The organism is Pseudomonas sp. NFIX49, from assembly GCF_900115915.1.
Classification (GTDB): Bacteria; Pseudomonadota; Gammaproteobacteria; order Pseudomonadales; family Pseudomonadaceae; genus Aquipseudomonas; species Aquipseudomonas pharyngis.
The window spans coordinates 183,425-198,432 of record NZ_FOYE01000008.1 but is presented as its reverse complement, the minus strand read 5'-3'; the positions used below and the strand labels follow the sequence as shown (position 1 = coordinate 198,432).

General features: G+C 57.9%; 12 protein-coding genes. 8 read left to right on the top strand and 4 right to left on the bottom strand.

The genetic code is table 11. The features are described from left to right. Positions 1-231 precede the first annotated feature (231 nt). The 6 genes from BMZ46_RS23035 to mnmH all read left to right on the top strand — a co-directional run bounded on the left by BMZ46_RS23035 (position 232) and on the right by mnmH (position 9,988). Complete coding sequence (locus BMZ46_RS23035; protein WP_074689133.1) at positions 232-2,235, top strand: type VI secretion system Vgr family protein; 2,004 nt, start codon at positions 232-234, stop codon at positions 2,233-2,235. Continuing rightward, positions 2,232-3,098 (top strand): DUF4123 domain-containing protein, encoded by an 867-nt coding sequence (locus BMZ46_RS23030; RefSeq protein ID WP_074689131.1) that lies wholly within the window; start codon positions 2,232-2,234, stop codon positions 3,096-3,098. The genes BMZ46_RS23035 and BMZ46_RS23030 overlap by 4 nt, the downstream gene beginning before the upstream one ends. Next, positions 3,095-6,649, top strand: a complete 3,555-nt coding sequence (locus BMZ46_RS23025) for a toxin VasX (RefSeq protein ID WP_074689129.1) — start codon at positions 3,095-3,097, stop codon at positions 6,647-6,649. The genes BMZ46_RS23030 and BMZ46_RS23025 overlap by 4 nt, the downstream gene beginning before the upstream one ends. Further along, complete coding sequence (locus tag BMZ46_RS23020) at positions 6,639-7,742, top strand: DNA-binding protein (RefSeq protein WP_074689127.1); 1,104 nt, start codon at positions 6,639-6,641, stop codon at positions 7,740-7,742. The genes BMZ46_RS23025 and BMZ46_RS23020 overlap by 11 nt, the downstream gene beginning before the upstream one ends. Positions 7,743-7,850: 108 nt before the next feature. After that, positions 7,851-8,885 (top strand): selenide, water dikinase SelD, encoded by a 1,035-nt coding sequence (selD, locus tag BMZ46_RS23015; protein WP_039770236.1) that lies wholly within the window; start codon positions 7,851-7,853, stop codon positions 8,883-8,885. Next, the gene (gene mnmH, locus BMZ46_RS23010; RefSeq protein ID WP_074689125.1) at positions 8,885-9,988 is read left to right on the top strand and encodes a tRNA 2-selenouridine(34) synthase MnmH; all 1,104 of its coding nucleotides are present in this window, start codon (positions 8,885-8,887) and stop codon (positions 9,986-9,988) included. Before selD ends, mnmH begins: the two co-directional genes overlap by 1 nt. A gap of 27 nt (positions 9,989-10,015) precedes the next feature. Here the strand turns inward: mnmH and BMZ46_RS23005 are convergent, their stop codons facing one another. Further along, positions 10,016-10,690 carry a histidine phosphatase family protein gene (locus tag BMZ46_RS23005; protein WP_074689123.1) on the bottom strand — a complete coding sequence of 225 codons (675 nt, stop codon included), beginning with the start codon at positions 10,688-10,690 and terminating at the stop codon, positions 10,016-10,018. Positions 10,691-10,985: 295 nt separating this feature from the next. On the opposite strand from BMZ46_RS23005, the gene BMZ46_RS23000 reads away from it, so the two are divergent. Continuing rightward, positions 10,986-11,684, top strand: a complete 699-nt coding sequence (locus BMZ46_RS23000) for a glutathione S-transferase family protein (protein ID WP_039770231.1) — start codon at positions 10,986-10,988, stop codon at positions 11,682-11,684. A gap of 142 nt (positions 11,685-11,826) precedes the next feature. Then, positions 11,827-12,801, top strand: coding sequence for a porphobilinogen synthase (gene hemB / locus BMZ46_RS22995; protein WP_039770229.1), 975 nt, complete (start codon positions 11,827-11,829; stop codon positions 12,799-12,801). 86 nt (positions 12,802-12,887) lie between these two features. Here the strand turns inward: hemB and BMZ46_RS22990 are convergent, their stop codons facing one another. The 3 genes from BMZ46_RS22990 to BMZ46_RS29190 are packed head-to-tail and all read right to left on the bottom strand — an operon-like array spanning position 12,888 to position 14,959. Beyond that, positions 12,888-13,730, bottom strand: coding sequence for a putative phage abortive infection protein (locus BMZ46_RS22990; protein ID WP_166742322.1), 843 nt, complete (start codon positions 13,728-13,730; stop codon positions 12,888-12,890). Positions 13,731-13,769: 39 nt separating this feature from the next. After that, the gene (locus tag BMZ46_RS22985) at positions 13,770-14,351 is read right to left on the bottom strand and encodes a Swt1 family HEPN domain-containing protein (RefSeq protein WP_092163884.1); all 582 of its coding nucleotides are present in this window, start codon (positions 14,349-14,351) and stop codon (positions 13,770-13,772) included. Then, complete coding sequence (locus BMZ46_RS29190; RefSeq protein WP_134333863.1) at positions 14,348-14,959, bottom strand: DUF5343 domain-containing protein; 612 nt, start codon at positions 14,957-14,959, stop codon at positions 14,348-14,350. The genes BMZ46_RS22985 and BMZ46_RS29190 overlap by 4 nt, the downstream gene beginning before the upstream one ends. Positions 14,960-15,008: the final 49 nt, after the last annotated feature.

Genomic DNA, 15,008 nt, shown 5'->3' with positions numbered 1-15,008 from the left:
TCAGGAGCGAAGCACTTCAGCCGCCCGCAAGGGCGGTTTTTTTTTGCCAGTTCACAGGCTGCGGCAGTTGCCTTCACCGAAGCTCGGATTTTGCTGTAGGCGTTTGCTAAGGCGGCAGGCTTGTTTCTGGCATCACGGACATGTCCTACACGATTAAACGATTGTCCTGACTGCGTCGAACCGTAGACCCACGCAAAGTCCCGAGCCTGAAAAAGGCACAGGGAAATGTGAATGTTCGGCGCCAGCAAACCCGTTGTATTCAGACTCGATATAGAGGGGGTTTCCCACGACCTTCAGGTGTTCGAATTCCGGGCCCGGGAAGCGCTCAACCAAACCTACCAGGTCGAACTTGAGCTGGTCAGCGAACGCCGCGACCTTGATCTCGAAGCCCTGCTGCACCGGCCAGCCTTTTTGTCATTCTGCCCGGACGGCTCTGGCATTCACGGCCAGATCCATCGAGTCGCCCAAGGTGATTCGGGCACACGCTTGACCCGCTACCAGATTGTTCTGGTGCCCCATCTGGCCTACCTCGCCCATCGTCATAACCAACGAATTTTCCAGCATCAGAGCGTGCCGCAAATCATCGCTCGCGTGTTGAGCGACCATGGCATGCAGCCGGATGCCTGGCGTTTCCAGCTCAGCGCCGATTACCGGCCTCGCCTGTATTGCGTGCAATTTGAAGAGACGGACTTGTTCTTCATCCAGCGCTTGTGTGAGGAGGAGGGACTGCACTTTCATTTTCAGCACAGTCGCGACGGGCACCTGCTGGTATTCGGTGATGATCAGAGCGCTTTCCCCACGCCGGCTGCACCGACGGCTTATGCACAAGGCAGCGGCATGGTTGCCGAAACTGCGGTCATAGACCGCTTCAACGTCCGCCTGGAAACCCGCACCACGCACGTCAGCCGCCGTGATTACCACTTCGAAAAGCCCACCGTGCAACTGGACGCCGAAGCCAAGGAAACGCGGCTTCCAGTGCTTGAGGATTACCGCTTTCCGGGTCAGTTCACTCATCGCGATCGGGGTAGACATCTCAGTCAGCGCGCCCTTGAGCGGCATCGCGCCGATTACCGGCAAGCACAGGGGCGCAGCGATCAGAGCCTGATGCGCAGTGGCAGCTTCGTCGACATGAGCGAGCACCCACGCAACGATTACAACGGTTTATGGCTGCTGACCCGTGTCGATCACGTTGGCCGACAGCCGCAAGTGCTGGAAGAGTCGGCGACTGACCTCGCTACCGCAGACGGCTTCACTCAGGGCTATCGCAACCACTTCGTCGCGACGCCCTGGGACGTCATTTTTCGCCCCGCTCTCGAACACCGTAAACCCCGAATCAACGGCAACCAACATGCCGTCGTGACCGGGCCGCCCGGCGAAGAGATTTACTGCGATGCCTACGGCCGGGTGAAAGTCCAACTGCTGTGGGACCGCGAAGGCCAGCTCAATGAACAATCCAGTTGCTGGTTGCGCGTAGCCACAGGCTGGGCTCATGACCAATACGGCAGCGTGCAGATTCCGCGCGTCGGCATGGAAGTGCTGGTCGGGTTCACCGAGGGGGATCCGGACAAGCCGTTCGTGCTGGGTTGCTTGCCCAACGCCGTGGCGCCAGTGCCGCTGGATCTGCCAGCAGAGCAGACCCGCAGTATCTGGCGCAGCCAGAGCAGCCCCGGTGGTGGCGGTTACAACGAGCTGCGCATCGAGGACAAAAAAGGCGCCGAAGAAATCGCCATCCGCGCGCAACGTGACCTTGTCCAGCTCGTGCTCAATGACCAGCGAGTCCAGGTCGACAATCAACGCACCGTGGTCGTTGGCGGCATTGCCAGTCATGAGCTGCACAGCGACGAACACCATCTGACCCACGGCAATCGCCTGACCGAAATCAAGCAGGACGATCATCTGTGGGTGCAGGGCGACCGCCACATTCGGGTCGCCAGCCAACGGCTCAGCGCCGGTCAGCAAATCCACCTCGGGGCCGGTCAGCAAGTGGTCATCGACGGCGGCACCCATGTGACGATCAAGGCCGGCGGGCATTGGTTGACGCTGGGGCTCGAAGGCATTTGCAGCAGCGTGCCGATTCTTCAGGGCGGCGCGCCTGCGCCGGGAATAGCGGCGCAACCTTTGGTGCCGGGGGCGTTGCCGTTGTTGAAAGTGGCATTTGATCCGGTTCAGCAACGCCATGCCCTGCTGTCTACGCGCACTTCGCGTTGTCTGATCTGCGAGGCTGCCCGCGCGTGAGCCTTTCGACCGGTCTGCCCGACGATTTGCCATGGACCCGACACCAGGCCTTTTTGCTGCTGGATGGGGCGACGATCAGTGATCTGCCAACGCGGTTGAAGCAGATTAACCCTTCGGTCAGCACATTGGCTCTGTATGACCAGCCACCCTTCGCGGCACTGCGCGATCTATCGCTTCTGCTCGTGGCCATCGAGCGGGCTGACGAGCCATTGGTACGGTTCTTCCTGCAACACGCAGCGCAAGAGTGGGGCGTGCTGTTGTTCAGCTGCGCGCCGATGCACAGCGTTGGTGAACACCTGCGCAAACTGCTGAGCGTCGAATTGCCGGCCGGGCAATCGGCGTTGTTGCGGCTGGCCGATGCCGGGGTGGTGCATGCGCTGTATGCCAGTGGCGGTCAGCGTTTGTTCGGGCCCTTGACCTGTGTGGCAACGGCGGACTGCGTCAACGATGCCTGGCACGTCCATCGGCCTCGGCAGGCCGAGTGTCCGGAGCTGCCTGTCCCTTATTGTCTGAACCCGGAACAGAACGCGGCGCTGGATCAGGTGGATCGGCGCCGAGCGTTGCTGGATCTGGATGCGCATCTGTTGAAGCACTTTTCCCGATTTCATGTCGGAGAAACCCTGACCCAGCGCTGGCCAACGCTGCAGCAAATGGAAGCCCAGGCCAGCGCGCTTGGCCTGAGCAGCCGATCCGAGTTGTTCAACTTCGCCAACCTGCTGGCGTTGCTCGACAGCCGCGATATCGCCCAACACCCGCAAATCCACCACTTGTTCCACACGCCTTCTCTGCAATCACCGGGCGAGCGCCTCACGCTGGCCGTTGATGTGGCGCAGCGTTGGGCCAGTCAAAGGGAACGCCCATGACCCATCCCGCCATCCTCGACGCTGCCGCCGCCTCGAAAGCCCCCATCGTTGCGCCCGCGGCTTGCCCGCTGCAACAAACCCATGTGCAACTGCTGCCGTTGAGCTACGGCCTGGTGGAAAGAGCGTTCGATCCGGGCACCGAATTGAAATTGCCGTACACCTTGACCGCGCGCCCGCTGGGCATTCGCCGGCTGCGCGATGGCTGGCTGTACATCATCGACAGCCTCAGCGGCGAGTTGTACGAATACCGAATGCTCGACGGTATCGTCACGGCCCTGCTGCACCAGGGCAAACAGGTCAGCGAGGATCAGCGCGCAGCGATTGAAGCGCATCCGGCGCTGATCTTTCCCCGGCAAAGTACGTTGTACGTGACCTTTGCCGAGGTGCAGTGGACGGCGGGCAAGTGCCATCAGGTGCTGGACAGCCGCGAAGAGCGCGAGCACTTCATGCAGGCGGTCGATCTTGCAGCGGTGAATTGTCTGACCGGTGGCGAGCATTTACTCACCGTCGAGCAGACCAGACAGTGGTTGGCGGAGGTGGCCGCCGGCGCGGAACCTGTCGCGGAGGTTGACGCAACGCGGATGCCAACCGTGCAGGTCAGCGACGCTCCCGAGCATGAGCGCGAACCTTATCTGTGGGAGCAACTGCGGCGTTTTCGCCCAGCGCACATCGGCGAATTCCTCGGCCGGGTGCGCGGGCCGTATCAGGACGACACGCTGTTTCTGCTGGTCAACGACGATCTGGGTGTGATGCGCGATCTGGCCGAGTATCAGGACACCGTGGTCGGCTGGGTCGATGAGTGGAGCAACACCGGCAACAACGCGCGCGATTATCTGCTCGCCAGCTATATCGAGTCGCTGAGCCAACTGAGCGAGACCGATGTCGACGGATTGGCCAAGGCCAGCGAACAGCCGCAGGCCAAAGCCCTGTTTGCCGATCTGGAACAGTTGCCCGAGCCGGATCGCGAGAATACGCGCAAGGCGTTGCTCGATTATTTGAACAAGGGCGGGGATGTCCAGGCCGATGCGCCAGCGCCGCCCGAACTGCAAAAACTGCGCGCTCAGGGTTTTGATGACGGCATGGGACAGAATCGTCTGGCCCCTACGGCTGAGGTGGATCGGCGTTTTTACACGCGCCAGTACTTCGAAGCCGTCGCTCCCCAGGACTTTGTCGAACAGCATCTGGAGACGCTGATCCGCCTCGGCAAGGATCAGGATCGGCGCATCAAAGACGTGCTCGACGGCCCGCTACTCAGCGGTAAACGCGGGATCAACGACCTGATCGACCGCCCGGCGATGGACGAGCGACTGAACCTCCTGCGTGACGACCTCGGTCGCTGGAACCGCCTGCTCGAACGCATCACCGCCGACCGCACGCAACTGCTGGTCGGCGGACGCTTTCATCGTTCAGCCTGGTACTACGACGCGCAAGTGGCGGCGCAACTCCATCAGGCCCTCAGCGCCGAATACGCCTGCCTCAAGGACCTGTGCCGCAGCGACGAAGCCAGCGAAAAAATGCTCGGTTATCTGGAGGAACATCCGGAACTGACCCGAACCGTCTTCTACACCTTGCCGCTGCGCCTGCAATTGGAGCAGAGCGGGCAATACTCAACGCTGCTCAACGCCCTCATGGCCACGTTCAACAACCTGCCGGACTGGCTGGCCAGGCTGAAAAGGATCGAACAACCGCAACTGCCGGCCCTCGATGAAATGCCCGAACACACCCGCGTCGTCGCGGCGGCGGTGCAGGACACTTACAGCCCGGCACTGAACCTGGGCCTGAACCGCGTGCTGGAAGGCTTCGACCTCTCGGCCGAGAAAATCCCCGACCTCGATGAACTGTTCCAGCGCCTGCCCAAAGCACTGCGCCTGCGCCTGTTCGACGCGGCAAAAACCAGCGGCGTGACCTTGACCGTCGCCAGCCCGGCTGAGCAGTCCGCGCTGCAAACGGTGATCAAGGAGGTTCTGCGCGAACGCGAATACCTCACGACCCTCAACCGTGAGCGCAACCAGATCACCCACAACAAGAATCGTCAGGGGCACAAGACGGCGAGAGCGGTGGAGCTGCAGGAAGAGATCGTGCGGGTGCGGGCGCAATTGACGCAGATCGAAGGGCGATTGGCGGCAGCGTTAAGCCCGATTGAAGAACTGCCGGATCGCTCGGCCCGGTTGTACGGCGCGACGCCTGCAAGGGCAGGGGTGACGGTGGTGTTTCCGCCGGCGCAGCAGCAGGAACTGCGCGGGTTATTGGGGAATATCCGGGCGGGATTGGGTGCGGTGTCGGCGGGGAGTTTGGTGAAGACGGAAGGGATGGGGTTGGTGGTGGTTTTGGTGCAGGTGGTGAATTTGGTGGGGGTTATCAAAGAACTGACTAAGCAGGCCAAAAACAAGCGGGCGTGGGCTCCACTTTACGGTGCATTGGCAAGTACTGGGGCGGCGGGATTCACAGCAGCCCAAAGTCTTGCTGATACAGCAATGAAAGCTCGTAGCACTGCGCTTATTGCTGCGCTTCAACCCCATGCCCTACAGCACGTCCATGTGCAAATGGGCGAGTTGCATATTGGGTTGGGCATGTTCACCTATGGCTTCGGTCTAATGTCTTCAGCTATGAGTCTTAAAAATCAATATCTAAATCTGCAGCAGGCCATTCGCAGTGGTAATCAACCGGCACAAGGTGCGGCCGCGCTGGCCACATTGGGTGCGGGCGGAATGATGTCCGCCAATGTATATGGTCTTGGGCAGACCTTGTACGCCGGCTATACCGTAATTTCCGCGCCAAACAGTGCCGCACGAACAACAGCCTGGGCCGCTGCGGGTACACGACTTTCAAAAGTATTTTTCCGCTTCAATCTGGCGGGAGCGCTGTTCACCGTTCTGGAGTTCAGTGGTACTTGGCTGTTCAACCGTTACAACATCAGTGCTCACGACAAATGGTTAAAAATCACGCCATGGAGTCGTGACGCCGAGATGCTTGGCGACCACTCACTCGATGACTATCAAAGTTATCTGGCATTCCTGATCCACGCGCCTTACGCCCAACTTGGGCCAAACCCACACGACTCCTGGCTGAAAAACCTGCTGTTCAAAGCCAAGCCCAGCGATATCCATCTGGTGCTACCGAGATTGACATTGAGTGATCTTTTACCTCCCTTTGGCGGTAAATCGACGCACCGTCTAGGCATTGGCGCCCACCGTATTTCCATACCGATACAAAGCCGAGGAATGCTACGAGAACGCAAGGATGTGATCAGCGATGAGGTCGTCAGTAGCCTGCGAGTCGTTGAGTCCACCCCGAAGGGATTGGTGCTCTGCCTTCAGTACCCAGTGAATTCCGATTCTAAGTTCACTTCAGCGAAAGAAACGCTTGAACTGGCGGTTTGCATTCAGGCCCTGAATGCTAAAGGTGAATGGGCGTCGCGAACTCGGGTACTCCATATAGACCCTCGGGGTGAAGACCACTTTGCAGTGGTTGATCCGCAGCTAGTCAAAGGCCACCCACCCATGCTGCTCGTCGAAACCCAGCATCTGGAGCAGGCCGACCATGCCGAATAAGCACGATCAACCATTAGGTACGCCGCAGCTCGAACAGCCACGAAAAGCAGGCGACATTGAACCGTTTTCGAGCGGAAAAATCACTTATCTCGCTCCGCTGCCCTTGCCAACTCCAATGCCGGCTTACGGACCACATATTGGCGAGCTGAATGACGTGTTCATGGACTTCGGCTTGGGATCTCCGCAGGTTTTTATGTGGCAAATGACGTTGGGGGGACCATTCAGCGTTGCGTTCTCGGCGGCGTTCCTTTTCCCGCTAATCGGCGGCTTCATGTTCTTTTTGTTCGGGATGGGTTGGGATGATGTTTCTCATGCCATAGAAGGACTTTTCAATGAAGGCAAAGGGGTTTCATTGCTTGTGGGATGCTTAATGCTCCTCATCGGCCTCGGCGTCTGGCACCACAACCACAAAAAACGCGCCTCAATCATCCCAACCCGCTTCAACCGCCAACGCCGCGAAGTCTGCTTCATGCCCGAGGGCGCCACCGAACCGGTCTTCGTCCCCTGGGAATCCCTCTCCGCTTGGATCATCGAAGCCCAGGGCGCCACCCAATACGGCATCCACCGCCAGTACGGCATGGGCATCGGCTTCTACCATGGCGAAACCCTCACCAGCCTCGAATTCCAATGCGCCAGCCTGCCGCTCGCCATCAGCCACTGGGAGGCCATTCGTGGCTACATGGAATACGAGGTCAACGACCTCAAATCGATTCAAGACCTTCAAGACCTGCAAGGCCCCGACGACCCACCCCACGAAGGCCTGCACACCTTCCGCAACGCCCGCGCACGCATGCACCAACAGATCCGTGAAGGTTCACGCACGCGAATGTCCGGGTTTTTCTGGTACCTGTACCACGTCATGACCTTGTGGACGATTCCCAACCACCTCGTCGAATGGGAAGTGCGCCGCCTCGAAAGAGTCGGCAAACAGGCACTGCCCGAAGCCATGCGCCAATGGTCGGAACCGCTGCCGAAAGAGCAGTGGGCCAAGCCGAGTGAAGAGTTGCTGCGACTCAGTGAGCAAGTACGCCAACTGCAAAAACGCCAGCCGCATCGGCCGATCACCGAGATCTTTGCCGAGGTGCAGCGGTAGTCCCGGGGGCAGTAGAGACGCAGGGTGGTCGATTGCATTGAGCGGCAGAAACGTGCTTCCCATCCCCTCTGCTAGTATTTGCCCCACTGCCTCCCGGAGACTGCCCCCATGACCGAGCCCATCCGTCTGACCCAATACAGCCACGGCGCCGGTTGTGGCTGCAAGATTTCGCCCAAGGTGCTGGAGGTGATTCTGGCCGGCAGCGGGGCGCAGAACCTTGATCCGAAACTGTGGGTCGGCAACGCGTCGCGCGATGATGCGGCGGTGTATGAAATCGATGCCGAGCGCGGGGTGGTCTCGACCACGGATTTCTTCATGCCGATCGTCGACGATCCGTTCGACTTCGGCCGGATCGCCGCCACCAACGCGATCAGCGACATCTACGCCATGGGCGGCGATCCGTTGATGGCGATTGCGATCCTCGGCTGGCCGGTCAACGTGCTGGCGCCGGAAGTCGCGCGGGACGTGATCCGCGGCGGACGTGCTGTGTGCGATGCGGCGGGGATTCCGCTGGCCGGCGGGCATTCGATCGATGCGCCGGAGCCGATCTTCGGTCTGGCTGTCACCGGGCTGGTGGAAAAGCGCTTCATGAAACGCAACGACACCGCCACCGCCGGTTGCCTGCTGTACCTGACCAAACCGTTGGGCATCGGCATCCTCACCACCGCCGAGAAGAAGGGCAAGCTGCGCCCCGACGACATCGGCGTGGCCCGGGACTGGATGTGTACGCTGAACAAGCCCGGCAGCCGTTTCGGCAAACTGGCCGGGGTCACCGCCATGACCGACGTCACCGGGTTTGGCCTGCTCGGGCATCTGGTGGAAATGGCCGACGGCAGTCACCTGACGGCGCGGGTTTTTTATGACCGGGTGCCGCGGCTTTCGAGCATTGAGTACTACCTCGAACAGGGCTGCGTGCCCGGCGGCACCTTGCGCAACTTCGACAGTTATTCGAGCCGCGTCGGGCGAGTGCAGGAATTGCACAAACGGGTTCTGTGCGACCCGCAGACCAGCGGCGGGCTGCTGGTGGCCGTGACCCCCGAAGGCAATGCCGAATTTCTCGCCGTCGCTGCCGAACTCGGCCTCGCGCTTGAGCCGGTCGGTGAATTGATCGCGCGACAGAGCCACGCGGTCGAGGTGAATTGATGGCCGCCGACTTCACCGACTACCGCGACATCTTCCTCAACGACCGGCCGCTGATGGACGCCCGTGCGCCGGTCGAGTTTCACAAGGGCGCGTTTCCCGGGGCGGTCAATCTGCCGCTGATGAACGACATCGAACGGCAGCGGGTCGGCACTTGCTACAAACATCACGGTCAGCAGGCCGCCATCGAACTGGGCCATCAACTGGTCTCCGGCGCGGTGAAGGCCGAGCGTCTCCAGGCCTGGGCGGAGTTTGCCCGGACGCATCCCGAGGGTTATCTGTATTGCTTTCGTGGCGGCCTGCGTTCGCAAATCGTCCAGCAGTGGCTGAAGTCGGAAGCCGGCATCGACTACCCGCGTATCGGCGGTGGCTACAAGGCGCTGCGAGGTTTTCTGATCGACACCCTCGAATCGGCTATGGACGAGTGTGATTTCGTGCTGCTGGGCGGCATGACCGGCACCGGCAAGACCGAAGTGCTGGTGCAACTGCGCAACAGTGTGGATCTGGAAGGCCATGCCAATCACCGGGGCTCGAGTTTCGGCAAGCGCGCCACCGGTCAGCCGTCGAACATCGATTTCGAGAACCGGCTGGCCATCGACTTGCTGAAAAAGCGTGCGGCCGGCATCGATCAATTTGTGCTGGAGGATGAGAGCCGGGTGGTCGGCAGCTGCGCGCTGCCCTTGCCGTTGTATCAGGGCATGCAGCAGTACCCGATGGTCTGGCTCGAAGATCGTTTCGAGCAGCGCGTCGAGCGGATCCTGCGCGATTACGTGGTGGATTTGTCTGCCGAGTTTCAGGCCGTGCATGGGGAGGAAGGTTTCGGTCGGTTTTGCGAGCGCTTGCTGGAAAGCCTCGACAACGTGCACAAGCGCTTGGGCGGCGAGCGGCATCGACGGATGCGGGTGTTGATGGAAGAGGCGCTGGCGGAGCAGGGCCGCAGCGGGGCGGTGGAGTTGCATCGCGCGTGGATCGAAGGTTTGCTGCGTGAGTATTACGACCCGATGTATGTGTTTCAGCGCGAGAAGAAGGGCGGGCGGATCGAGTTTGCGGGGGAGCGGCAGGCCGTTATCGAGTACCTGCGTGAGCGGGTCAAACCCAAGGCCTGACGGGACCCGAGCGGGCCCCGGACAAACTCAGGTCGGACAGCTTTCCTGGCCGTTATCCAGTCCCTGTTTGTAGCTGTGGCTCTGCAGACTGGCCTTGCCGTTGTGCCAGGTCAGGGTCAGCACATACAGCGAGTCGTAATCGCTGGATTCCCAATCCTCGGTGATCTTCTGCTTCCCGCCGACCGCCTTGTCCGCCACCTTGTTGATCAGCTCCGGCAGGTAGCCATGGGACCACGCGGTGTAAATGGTCGAGTTGTGATACTTGTCTTCGATCAGTTCCCGGGCCAGATCGCTGGTGTCATTGGCCGAGAATTCGATGTTCACCGGCAGGCCGAGCTTGATCGCGGCGGGGCTGATGGTCATCAACGGGCGGATATAGCTGTAGGAGTTGTCCAGCTCGCCTTCCTCGACATTGCGCGTCGGATTGGCGGCGAACACGTAGTCGGCCTTGCCGAATTTTTCCGGCAGCAGGGTCGACAGGTCGATGGCCCGGTTCAGGCCCTGGCAGTTGAGCTGGCCGAGACCACCGGCCGGTTTCTCCGCATGGCGCAGGAACACCAGGGTCTGGGTGCCGTCCACCGGTTGCGCACGGCTTTCGCTGGATTCCAGCGACAGGAACAGCGCGCTGACTGCCAGCAGGGTGGGCAGGGCCACATACGCGCGATGTTTGAAGCGGTTGGCGACTTTCATCAAGTTCGTCATGGGATAAGGCGTCTTCAGTCTGTTCGGTTAAGGCTGACAAACCTCTGCACCGGTGCATGCGCGCCGGCTGTTTTCCCTGTCATCACTGGCTTGCTTGGAGCCCCCTGAGGCCCGTTTGGTTCGATCCGCTTGAGTGCGCCGCACTTTACCGTTGAGGCTGTGCGGTTGGAGGGAAGGTTAACCACAGGATGTTGCGGATTTAAGTAAGCCGGCGGGCGAGGGTGTAAAGAACCCGAGCCAGAGCGCTGTTCGTGGATTATGCTCAGGCCTTTCATTTTGTGACTGGATGCTACACATGACTGATCTGTCCGCGTTCCCGATCACCCAGAAATGGCCGGCGCAGTACCCTGACTGGATTCAGCTCTATTCCCTGCCGACCCCCAACGGCGTCAAGGTCTCGATCATGCTTGAAGAGATCGGCCTGCCCTACGAGCCGCATCGCGTGGGCTTCGACACCAATGACCAGATGTCTCCGGAATTCCTCTCGCTGAACCCGAACAACAAGATCCCGGCGATCCTCGACCCTCACGGCCCCGAGGACAAACCGCTGCCGTTGTTCGAATCCGGCGCGATCCTGATCTACCTCGCCGACAAGAGCGGCCAGTTGCTGGCCCAGGAAGGCGCGCTGCGCTACGAAACCATTCAGTGGCTGATGTTCCAGATGGGCGGTATCGGCCCGATGTTCGGCCAGCTCGGTTTCTTCAACAAATTCGCCGGCAAGGACTACGAAGACAAGCGTCCCCGTGACCGCTACGTCGAAGAAAGCCGCCGCCTGCTCAGCGTCCTCAACACCCGCCTGGAAGGGCGCGACTGGATCATGGGCGAGCGCTACACCATCGCCGACATCGCCACGTTCCCGTGGGTGCGCAACCTGATCGGCTTCTACGAGGCGGGCGATCTGGTGGGCATCAACAACTTCCCGAACGTCACCCGAGTGCTGGAGCGCTTCCTGGCGCGGCCGGCGGTGGTGCGCGGCCTGACCATCCCTTCCTGACCCTGCGGGAACCGGGTGCGCCGATTATTGCGCGCCCGGTAACGCACTGTTGATTGATCCAGGTTTGTACCCCGATCCCCGCAAGGCATAAGCTTCGCCCCCTACGACTTTCGTCTCATCCGCTGTTTTCAGGAAAGGCCCCATGTCCAGTCAGTTCCCCGAAGCACGTCCACGCCGCCTGCGCCGCAATGCGAGCCTGCGCAGCCTGTTCCAGGAAACCGAGTTTTCCCTCAACGATCTGGTGCTGCCGATCTTCATCGAAGAAGAGATCGACGATTTTGTGCCGATCAAGAGCATGCCCGGCGTGATGCGCATTCCCGAGCGCAAACTGGCCGGCGAGATCGAGCGTTACGCCCGGGCCGGAATCAAGTCGGTGATGACCTTCGGCGTGTCCCATCACCTGGACGCCAACGGCAGCGATACCTGGCGCGAAAACGGCCTGGTGTCGCGCATGTCGCGGATTGCCAAGGACGCCGTGCCGGAAATGATCGTGATGTCCGACACCTGCTTCTGCGAGTACACCGACCACGGCCACTGCGGCGTGATGCACAACCATGAAGTCGACAACGACCAGACCCTGATCAACCTCGGCAAACAAGCGGTGGCGGCGGCGCGTGCCGGTGCCGACGTGATCGCGCCATCGGCAGCGATGGACGGCCAGGTGCGGGCGATTCGCCGGGCGCTGGACGATGCCGGCTTCACGCAGATTCCGATCATGGCCTACTCGACCAAATTCGCCTCGGCGCTCTACGGCCCGTTCCGCGAGGCTGGTGGCAGCGCGCTGAAGGGCGATCGCAAAAGCTATCAGATGAACCCGATGAACCGCCGCGAAGCCCTGCGCGAATCGCTGCTCGACGAGCAGGAAGGCGCCGACGCGCTGATGGTCAAACCGGCCGGCGCGTACCTGGACATCATCCGCGACATCCGCGAAGCCTCGAACCTGCCGCTGGCGGCGTATCAGGTCAGCGGCGAGTACGCGATGATCAAGTTCGGCGCCCAGGCCGGGGCCATCGACGAAGATCGCGTGGTGCGCGAAAGCCTCGGCGCGATCAAGCGCGCGGGTGCGGATCTGATCTTCACCTACTTTGCGATGGATCTGGCACTGGCCGGGATATAAAAATAAAAGTCTTCAACTGAAATTTCAGCTGATATAGATGCTCATATACCAAGTTGAGTATCTATTTCGGTTGAAGGGGTTGTTGTTTAAAGGGACGCGATAGGGTAGGTCCCTCCAAAAGCAGATTCGCGATAAAGATGGAGTAAGTTCTGGTTCGGAAGAACTGTCCGTGGGATTGTCTTAAGAAGTGCAAATTCTTCTACCAGTGGTTTGAACTTTTCGTTTCCAAAATCAGAAATGCAGTTGTAAAAAATCAACATTAACTCTGCGCTTGATAATTGGGCTCGTACAATATTTGTGTAAAACTTTTTATCAATGTCAGGAGTGGTCTTGATTAGTTTTATTATGTTGTACAAGAGTCTAAAGTAGTGTCCGAGTTCGGGTTCGTGTTCTATGAAATAAACTGAGTATATTGCTTTGAACTCTTGTTCGTTGCAGTTTTTGATTTTTGAGATTTCGCCTTCGAGCCGTTTTAGAAAGACTCTGAAGCAATCTCTACCTTTTGTTGTTTTTTTTGCGGAATCGAGATCGATAGAGTTTACTATCGTGTTGTGTAGGTTGAGTAACTGAAAGAATGACCCCTCAAATTTTTGTTGACGGAGTGTTTCATTTTGCTTGGTTAACGCCGATGCCGAGTTTTTTAGCTCCTTTGTTGATATCTTTAGTTCTTTAATTTGTAAACTAAAAGTTGCAAGCAAAGCGATTAATGCTAAAAAACTAAAAGTTGGGTTCAGTACGCCTCCAAGAAAATCACCAAATTGCCCCCAGTGTTCTGGGTTTGGCGATAAGGGTCCGTAGAAATTGATCGCGTAAGCGCAGATAAACACTAAGGAAAGTGTGATGCCTATGTAGATTAGTCTGTTGAGTTGAGTGAAGTGTTTTTCGGCCAATAGTAATTCGTTTTCTGTGTTGGTTTCTTGATTTTTCAATGGAGAGATCCTCTTGCCCTAAACAAGCTTTGTTCGTTGTTAAAGGCCTACGACCCTATTCCAGTCGGAAATGTACATATACATTCTTTGGAATTCACTTGGTAGTAACATTCTGTTGTGAGCGATGAAATTTCTGCTTTTTTCTAGTTCGTCCATGCGTTGTTTTAACCAATGTTGAGATGGGATTATCGATTCAAAATGAACCCACTTGTTGAGTATTATTTGTGCAAGGTGTCCGAAGTCCAGAAAACCTAGGATGTCCGTTTTTTCTCCCTCAAGCCATGAATCTAAATTTGCAGTCGTCTGTCTGTTATGGGCATGGGTCTTTATTTTTTCCGGTATCTTTTCCACCCATCCGACTCCTTCAGTTTCTTGGAGCGTTTGTCTTATAAAGTCGCGGACGTGATTCTCGAATGCGAACAGCACTGCATACAGTCTTGCCATCTCAAGCGAATTGTTTCTCAAACTGACAGGAAAAGGGGCAAGTGCCTCCGCTAGAAGCCTTTCTTCTGTTTCAGTTTGATCGGCACCTATTTTTATCCCCGCTCTCTGAAATACAGAAGCCTCTGCTTCAAATAGCAGTCCCCTAAACATAAAATCTCGCAGTTCTTTGTATTTCAAAATAAATGCTCTTTTAGTGATTTGAAAATTGCGTTGTACACTTCTATGTCTTTTGTGGCGGGTAAGTGAATTTGAATGTTGTAGTGTAAGCCAGGAGTTTTTATAAGCTGTGGCGGGGGTTGTGTTTGTTCCACCGTAACAGAAGATTTCTCCTGCGTGTCTTCGGTGGTCCGAGTTTTTGCGCTGGTATGTTTGGTGTCTGCGAGCTCTAAAAGCGACATAAATGTGCGTCGCATGTTGGTAGCAACATTGTCGCTCGCATTGTGATAGCTTTTGAATTTTCCTTCAATTGCGGCGCTGTCGGCGGAAGTTGGGTGCTCTTTGATGAGGAATATATCGGCGTAGGCTTCTTTTAGTGCTTCACCCATGATTGCTTTTGATTGAGAGTGGTCCCGGTAGTCCTTATATCGAGCGGTTGGTTTTCCGTCTGGAGTTAAAAAGCCCAAAGCCTTTAGTAGAGGAATGTAAGCGCGCTGTTTGTTTGATTTGAAGCCAAGATCTATCAGAAATTGGTGAGTGAATAGCGGAGGCGCTTGTCCATCTCGTATTCTGTTAAAAAACTCGCCTAGTTTTCCATAAGCTTCGGTATAGGCATTTGTTAAGGCCATTACTTTCCTCGACTATAGTCGCTCGCTGTTGACTCTCAGGATAGTAGTT

What these genes read in the sequence shown, in the direction of transcription:
- BMZ46_RS23005 (WP_074689123.1), bottom strand. Translation starts at nt 10,690, where the DNA reads ATGACGAACTTGATGAAAGTCGCCAACCGCTTCAAACATCGCGCGTAT.
- BMZ46_RS23020 (WP_074689127.1), top strand. Translation starts at nt 6,639, where the DNA reads ATGCCGAATAAGCACGATCAACCATTAGGTACGCCGCAGCTCGAACAG.
- mnmH (WP_074689125.1), top strand. Translation starts at nt 8,885, where the DNA reads ATGGCCGCCGACTTCACCGACTACCGCGACATCTTCCTCAACGACCGG.
- BMZ46_RS23025 (WP_074689129.1), top strand. Translation starts at nt 3,095, where the DNA reads ATGACCCATCCCGCCATCCTCGACGCTGCCGCCGCCTCGAAAGCCCCC.
- selD (WP_039770236.1), top strand. Translation starts at nt 7,851, where the DNA reads ATGACCGAGCCCATCCGTCTGACCCAATACAGCCACGGCGCCGGTTGT.
- BMZ46_RS29190 (WP_134333863.1), bottom strand. Translation starts at nt 14,959, where the DNA reads ATGGCCTTAACAAATGCCTATACCGAAGCTTATGGAAAACTAGGCGAG.
- BMZ46_RS23000 (WP_039770231.1), top strand. Translation starts at nt 10,986, where the DNA reads ATGACTGATCTGTCCGCGTTCCCGATCACCCAGAAATGGCCGGCGCAG.
- hemB (WP_039770229.1), top strand. Translation starts at nt 11,827, where the DNA reads ATGTCCAGTCAGTTCCCCGAAGCACGTCCACGCCGCCTGCGCCGCAAT.
- BMZ46_RS23035 (WP_074689133.1), top strand. Translation starts at nt 232, where the DNA reads ATGTTCGGCGCCAGCAAACCCGTTGTATTCAGACTCGATATAGAGGGG.